We start from the raw sequence: 7,769 nt of genomic DNA on the forward strand, positions 1-7,769 counted from the left end.
TATAAAAACTACAACGGAACCCAAGGCAACTCTCCTGTTGAAGTTACAGATACTAACAGAGGTTCTACAACATTGCCCGATGTTGAAGATTACAACAGGGACAACACGATGAATACTGTTAATAGTTATTTTGAATATAACATAGACTTGTACCCGGGGATGAATGTTGAAAACAATCCATACATCACCGATGTGAGAGAACTCGAAGTAAACCTTCAGAACAATGAAACCCAAGAAGTAAGATGGGTGCAATTCAAAATTCCAATTAGCAGCCCGGATAGAGCAGTAAATGGAATCACTGATTTCAGGTCAATTCGGTTTATGAGAATGTTCTTAACAGACTTTGAGCAAGATATTACTTTTAGATTTGGAACACTCGACCTTGTAAGAGGTGATTACAGAAGATATACCCAAAGTTTGAACCCTGCAGGAACGCTGCCTGCCAATAGCAACACCACTTTTGAAGTGGAGTCTGTTAGTATTGAAGAAAACGCAGGAAGACAACCCATACCCTATGTATTACCTCCAGGTGTGGAACGTGAAGAATTGATAAATAACAATTCAAATATTCGGCAAAATGAGCAGTCACTTGCTTTAAGGGTTTGTGGCTTGGAACCTGAAGATGGCCGCTCAGTTTACAAAAAATATAACATTGATATGCGCCAGTATAAAAATCTGGAGATGTTTATTCATGCTGAGTCACTTGTAAATCAAATAGCTTTAAATGATGGCGATTTGGTCGCATTTATGCGATTGGGGAATGATTTAAATCAAAACTTTTATGAAGTAGAAATCCCGCTAAACCTAACAAACTTTGGAGCAACATCTGCCGAAGAGATTTGGCCGGTCCAAAACAGAATGAATCTGCCTTTAAAATTACTTCAGGAAGTAAAGTCAATTGTTCTGGGAAATCCGGAGGCCTATGATTTGAGTGAAGTAGTTTATTTTGAAGAATCAGAACTGGAAGGAAGCCTAGGCGGTCCAGAAAATGATATGCGTATAGGTATCAAAGGGAATCCAAGTTATGGTAATGTAAGAACCATAATGATCGGGCTTAAAAACACAACTGACGCCGAAATTTGCGGGGAAGTCTGGGTAAACGAACTTCGATTAACTGAGCTAAACAATGAAGGTGGCTGGGCTGCCGTAGCTAGCATGGATGTTAACCTTGCCGATTTTGCAACTGTAAGTGCAATAGGTAAAAGAACCACCGTTGGTTTTGGATCAATTGAGCAAGGCCCTAATGAACGAAGCCTTGAAGATGTGCAGCAATATGATGTAGTAACCAATGTGAACGTTGGACAGTTATTGCCTCAAAATTGGGGCATTCAGGTGCCATTTAATTATGCAATTGGTGAAGAATTAGTTACGCCACTTTACGATCCTGAATTTCAGGATATTGAATTAGACTCTAGGCTAAACAACGCTGAATCTGAACAAGAACGTGAACAAATCAGGGATCAATCAGTTGATTATACTAAAAGACAAAGCATTAACTTTATTGGAGTAAGAAAGGAAAGAACAGGCGATAAAAAGCCACAACCTTATGATGTGGAAAACATAACGCTTTCATATTCATACAATCAAATAGACCATAATAGTTTTGAAATTGAAGAATCACTAGAGCAAAATATGATGCTGGGGGCTACGTATGATTATAGTTTTACTCCAAAACCGGTTGAACCATTCAAACAAAATGATTCACTTTTTAGAAGTAGTTATCTGCAGCTTTTAAAGGACTTTAATTTCAACTACTTGCCAACTAACATTTCGGCAAGTACAAATATAACAAGGCAATACAACGAACAGAAATTTAGGGAAATTAACCTGCTTCCGGGTAATATTGGTTTGCCAACTTTGTATCAAAGAAACTTTTTGTTTGACTGGCAGTATGCAATGAACTATAACCTGACAAATTCGTTGCGTTTTAATTTCAATGCTTCAAACAATAGAATTGTTAACAATTACATAGACGAAAACGGGATAATCAATAATGATATTGGTGTTTGGGATGGTCTTTTTGATGTAGGTGAGCCTAACCAACACTATCAAACCCTGCAAGTTAATTATGATTTACCATTCAATAAAATTCCCTTTTTGAGGTTTATTAGAGCTACCTATTCCTACACAGGAAATTATCAATGGCAAAGAGGAAGCGACTTGTTCAGAAATATTGAACTTGAACTTGAAGATGGAACTACAGGCATTTTTGATTTAGGAAATACCATTCAAAACTCCAATACACACCGCATCAATTCCACATTGGATATGAATAACCTCTATCGCTACCTTGGTTTGACAAAAAGAAGACCAACAAATACCTCGTCACAAAGAGGTGGAGAAGAAAGTGGCGAAGGGGCCAGAGGAGCTGGAGGAAGAGCAGATCGCGGCAGAGGAGGTGATGAGAAAAGCAATGGTGACGAAAGCCAAAACAATGAACAAAGCTTGGGCTTTACCAATAGAGCAGGAGAAAGTGGTTCAGGGGGAGCTGGCGGTACAAGGGAAGAAGGACAAAATGGAACTCCACGACTTAGTGGCGGAGATCAGGCTTACAATACCTTAATTGGATTACTGACTTCAGTAAAAAGATTCCAGTTTAATTACCAGGAAAACAACGGAATATTTATGCCCGGTTATTTACCTTCAGTAGGGTTTATGGGCTCTTTAAAACCTTCTGCAGGCTTTGCTTTTGGAGGCCAGGGAGAAATCAGGGAGTTGGCCGCCAGAAAAGGATGGCTCACAATTTATCCTGAATTTAATGAACAATATACAGAAGTTGAAAATGTACAGTTTGACTATCAATCAAACATTGAATTATTCCCGGATTTCAAAATTGACTTAAATGGAAGTAGAACGTACTCTGAGTCCTTTGCTGAAAATTATATTGTAAACGACGACCAGTACCGATCTTTGGCACCTCGTACATTTGGAAATTTCAATATTTCAACAGTCCTTATAAAAACAGCTTTTGCAACCAGTGATGAAAACAATTCTGAAACTTTTCAAAACTTTAGAGACAACAGGTTGATTGTTGCAAACAGGCTTGCAGAAGAGTTTTACGGAACATCAGACTTTCCTGTTGCTGAAGACGGTTACCCGGTTGGCTTTGGTAGAAATAGTCAGGCGGTATTGCTACCCTCGTTTATTTCAGCCTATTCCGGCACCGATGCTTCAAGTGTAAAAACCGGAATATTTAGGGATTTTCCAATTCCAAACTGGGAACTGCGATATACAGGTTTGATGCGCTTAGGGTGGTTTAAAGAAAACTTTAAACGCTTCTCAATTCAACACGGATATCGTGCTGATTATACTGTAAACCAATTTGAAACGAATCTGGATTACAACAGAAATAACCCCACAGAAGTTGACCAAAGCGGAAACTTTAAAAATGAAACCTTGCTTTCAAATGTGAACTTACTGGAGCAATTCAGTCCATTAATAAAATTAGACTTTGAAATGCAAAACTCTATTCGGGTTTTAACAGAAATTCGTAAAGACAGGGCACTTTCATTAAGCTTTGCCAACAATTTATTAACTGAAATTCAAGGAATGGAATACATTGTTGGATTGGGATACCGCATTAAAGATTTGCGAATAGGAACAAGCTTTGGAGGAGTACAACAAATCCTGAGAAGTGACCTTAACTTTAAACTAGACCTCTCGCTTCGTGATAATAAAACAATCATTAGATATTTAGACCAGGAAAACAACCAGGTTACTGCGGGGCAAACAATTTATGGAATTCAATTTACTGCAGATTATGCTTTGAGCAAAAACCTGACAGCACTATTCTATTATGACCATACCTACTCTGAATATGCTGTTTCTACTGCTTTTCCGCAAACAACTATCAGAGGGGGGATCACTTTAAGATATAACTTCGGAAATTAAATTTTAAACTAAATAATACATTACAGAATGAATATTCCAACAAACCTAAAGTATACCAAAGATCACGAATGGGTGAAAATTGATGATGATATTGCAACTATAGGCATAACAGATTTTGCTCAAAAAGAATTGGGTGATATTGTTTATGTAGAAGTTGATACTGTTGATGAGGAAATGCAAATTGAAGAAGTGTTCGGTACTGTTGAAGCTGTAAAAACAGTGTCTGACTTGTTCTTGCCATTATCAGGTCAAATAACAGCATTTAATGAATCACTGGAATCTGAACCTGAAAAAGTAAACACAGACCCGTATGGTGAAGGATGGATGATAAAACTAAAAATTTCAGACCCTTCACAGTTGGAAAATCTAATGGACCATGAAGCTTATAAAAAGCTTATTGGAGCCTAAGCTCCTATTAACAGGGGCACTCTTATTTACTTGTTTTATTACCTATGGGTCTTTAACCTCCACGGGTTCATTGCCTCAGCTGGATTATGCCGTGTCAGACAAACTGATTCATGCCCTTAGCTACTTTTTACTCTTTTTGCTTTGGTTCTTTTTTTGGATTATTAAATCAAAAGAAAAAAAATATTTGCGTAAAACAACTCTTCTGGGGGTTGTTGTGTTTAGTTATGGTATGGTTATTGAAGTCTTACAGGGAACACTAACAGCTGCTCGGGAAGCTGATTTCTATGATGTTATCGCAAATGGAGCAGGAATTTTTTGTGCAGTGTTATTGGTGATACTCATTAAGAAAAAAATATTAAAGTTAAAAAGTAGTATTTAACTTTAATATAAAACAGATTTTACATATTTTAGCAACAATTAAAAAGGATAATTATGGAGCCTAAAAAAAATCCAAAAGCCGATTTAAGCAAACGAAGTATATTTTTCTTCCAAATAGGATTGATTATTATGCTTTTTGTGACATGGCAGGCAATTGAATGGAAAACCTATGACAAATCACTTGTTGATATTGGTCAATTGAATTTAGAAGATGAAGATGAGGAAGAAATTCCAATCACAGAGTTCATTCCACCACCACCGCCACCACCACCACCGCCACCGGCTCCCGAGATTATCGAAGTGGTAGATGATGAAGAAGAAATTGAAGAAACAATAATTGAATCTACTGAGACAGATCAGTTTGAAGAAATTGTTGAAATTGAAACAATTGAAGAAGCCGTCGAAGAAATCGATGATGTACCTTTTGCCGTTATTGAAAATGTGCCAATCTATCCGGGTTGTGAAAACATGAAAAATAACCAGCAACGTAAAGATTGTATGTCCGAAAAAATTCAGGCTTTTGTAACGAGAAAATTCAATACTGAACTTGCAAATGACTTAGGACTTTCTGGAAGACAGCGTATTTCTGTGCAGTTTAAAATTGACAATAAAGGAAATGTTGTTGAAGTACTTGCTCGAGCACCACATCCCAGACTTGAATCTGAAGCTAAAAATGTAATCAGTCAATTACCTAAAATGACTCCCGGAAAACAAAGAGGAAAAGCGGTAAACGTAATGTATAGTTTACCCATTCTGTTTCAGGTAGAAAACTAAAAATAGCTATTCCTAAAATTTAAGCCATCAAATTTATTTGATGGCTTTTTTTATTTTTGGCACCCTTGTTGATTTATGATATATGTAATTTTAAATCAATAAGCATGAAAACACTTAAGAAAATAGTTGACTTCTTTAAAAAGAAACAAGTAAAAGAAGCTAATAGTAAAAAGGATGCTAATTTAAACTACAACGGAACTCTTGCTTTCCAATTCAGCTTGATGGTATCAATGATTACCATTGCTTTAATTATCAATGGTTCCTATGCTGTCAAAACAAATCAAATTGCAAAACCTCTTGAGGAGGAACCAGAAGTCATATGGATAAGCGATTTCGTAATTGTTGAACCCAAAAAAGAAGAACCCGTAATCCAAAAGCAAACGGTTAAAAAAATAAACCCAACAATAGTTCAAATAGTAGATAAGCCAATTGTTAAAGATATTGAAATTGAAAAAGACCCTGAACCAAAAGAAATCAATTCAGATAAACCGGTAGTAATTGTTCCGGAACCTAAGCATTCAAAAAAAGAGCCTGATATTATCCATTCGTTTTTGGGGGTTGAGAGAGTGCCAGTTTTTCCGGGGTGTGAGGCATTAACTGACAATAGAAGTCGCAGAGACTGTATGTCTTCTGAAATAGGAAGGCTAATCAATAAACACTTTAACACTGAAATAGCAAACGAATTAGGTTTAACAGGAACTCAAAAAATATATGTAAGCTTTGTGATTAATAAAAAGGGTGAAGTAGATCAACTTCAGGTTAGAGCACCACACCCGCGACTTGAAAAAGAAGCTGGTAGAGTAGTGAGTAAAATTCCTAAAATGCTTCCCGGTATTCAAAATAACCAAGAAGTAGAAGTGAGGTTTTCACTGCCAATTATGTTCAATGTAGTCCACTAATTCAAATACAAAACACCTTAAAAACCCGAAAGAATAATCTTTCGGGTTTTTAATTGAGTTGCCTTAAAAATCATAAAAAAACGTATCTTTCACAATCAAAAAAGTCAAAATAGAGGATTAAATTCCGTAAACTATTAAAACGCAAAAGCACTCAGTTTAAACACTTCAAAAATAGGTTTTAAATGAAAATAAAAGTTATGATCACTTCTTTGTTATTGGCTACTCAGTTGTTCAGTCAACAAACCGACAACGAATTTGAAAAATATCCGGTATTTCCTGAATGTGAAAATGCAGCAGTTGAACAATTGAAATCTTGCTTTCACAATAGCTTACAAACCTTTATTTTCGATAACTTTAAAACCCCTCAAATCGTTTTTGATGAAAACTATCAAGGGCAGTTGGTGGTGTTTTTTGAAGTGGACAAGGAAGGGAATTTTAAAACCCTTTACATCGATGCAATGTATGAGGAATTAAAAACAGAAATTCAACGTGTCTTTGATACCTTGCCGCAAATTAAACCGGCCACATACAATGCCCGCGCAACCTATGTGCAATTTACAATGCCCATTCAAATACCTTTGCTGCCCGAAAGTTTTGAGGCAAATAGAATAGAAAAGCAAAGTCATAACCTTGCTTTAGATAATTCAAATGAATATGATGAAATTCAAAACCTGGGGTATTCCAACAATAAATATGAGAGCAGTATCAACATTCCATTATCACACCAGGAATACGCCCGGTTTGATTACTATTTGAATCAGGTGGGTAATAATGTGCACACGGCTCAAAAACCCTATTTGTACAAAGATGTAAATAAGTATTTTGATATGCAGACCCGTGACAGCCTTTTGTTTAAAAATAAAACGTCTTGGTTTGGAAGAAAATGGTGGAATGAGCATATGATAAACTTTACAGGCAAAGGGTACTGGTTTACAATCGATCCGGGAGTGGATTTGCAAATAGGTATGGAAACTGACAGTGAATTTGATTATACTTATAACAATACCCGTTTGGCAGTAGTTCAGGGTGGATTGGGCGAAAAACTTAATTTTCACGCAGTTATCTATGAAAGTCAGGGTAGATTTGCAAACTATTTTAACCGCTATGCAGAGTCTATTGCAGCTGATGGTGGTGGAAATCCGGCAATTATTCCTGGCTTTGGGATCGCCAAAGAGTTTAGGGAAACGGCATATGATTACCCAATGGCTACAGGATATTTATCATACAGTACGGATATGTTTAACTTCCAGTTCGGTCACGGTAAAAACGTAATCGGTGATGGATACAGGTCTCTTTTTATGGGTGATGCAGCTAGTCCAAACCCTTATTTTAAAATAAATACAACATTTTGGAAATTAAAATACACCAATACCTGGATGTCCCTAAGGGATGTTAGACAGGAGGCCACTGAAGACGGTG

5 protein-coding genes and 1 pseudogene are annotated in these 7,769 nt (G+C 36.6%); all 6 read left to right on the forward strand.

Features of this window, described 5'->3' with window-relative positions:
* Positions 1 to 3,891, forward strand: a 3,891-nt coding sequence (sprA, locus tag AACY61_RS05735) for a cell surface protein SprA (protein WP_339610628.1), incomplete at its 5' end; no start/stop codon positions are given.
* A 27-nt stretch (positions 3,892 to 3,918) separates the two neighbouring features.
* Positions 3,919 to 4,299: a glycine cleavage system protein GcvH gene (gene gcvH / locus AACY61_RS05740; protein ID WP_339610629.1), complete on the forward strand. Its 381-nt coding sequence runs from the start codon at positions 3,919 to 3,921 to the stop codon at positions 4,297 to 4,299.
* Positions 4,268 to 4,678, forward strand: coding sequence for a VanZ family protein (locus tag AACY61_RS05745; RefSeq protein ID WP_339610630.1), 411 nt, complete (start codon positions 4,268 to 4,270; stop codon positions 4,676 to 4,678). Before gcvH ends, AACY61_RS05745 begins: the two co-directional genes overlap by 32 nt.
* Before the next feature lie 53 nt (positions 4,679 to 4,731).
* Positions 4,732 to 5,451: an energy transducer TonB gene (locus AACY61_RS05750; protein ID WP_339610631.1), complete on the forward strand. Its 720-nt coding sequence runs from the start codon at positions 4,732 to 4,734 to the stop codon at positions 5,449 to 5,451.
* 104 nt (positions 5,452 to 5,555) lie between these two features.
* Positions 5,556 to 6,350: an energy transducer TonB gene (locus tag AACY61_RS05755; RefSeq protein ID WP_339610632.1), complete on the forward strand. Its 795-nt coding sequence runs from the start codon at positions 5,556 to 5,558 to the stop codon at positions 6,348 to 6,350.
* Between the two features lie 182 nt (positions 6,351 to 6,532).
* Positions 6,533 to 7,769, forward strand: a pseudogene (locus AACY61_RS05760) (gliding motility protein RemB); the annotation flags it as partial.

It is taken from the genome of uncultured Planktosalinus sp., from assembly GCF_963973675.1.
Classification (GTDB): domain Bacteria; phylum Bacteroidota; class Bacteroidia; order Flavobacteriales; family Flavobacteriaceae; genus Planktosalinus.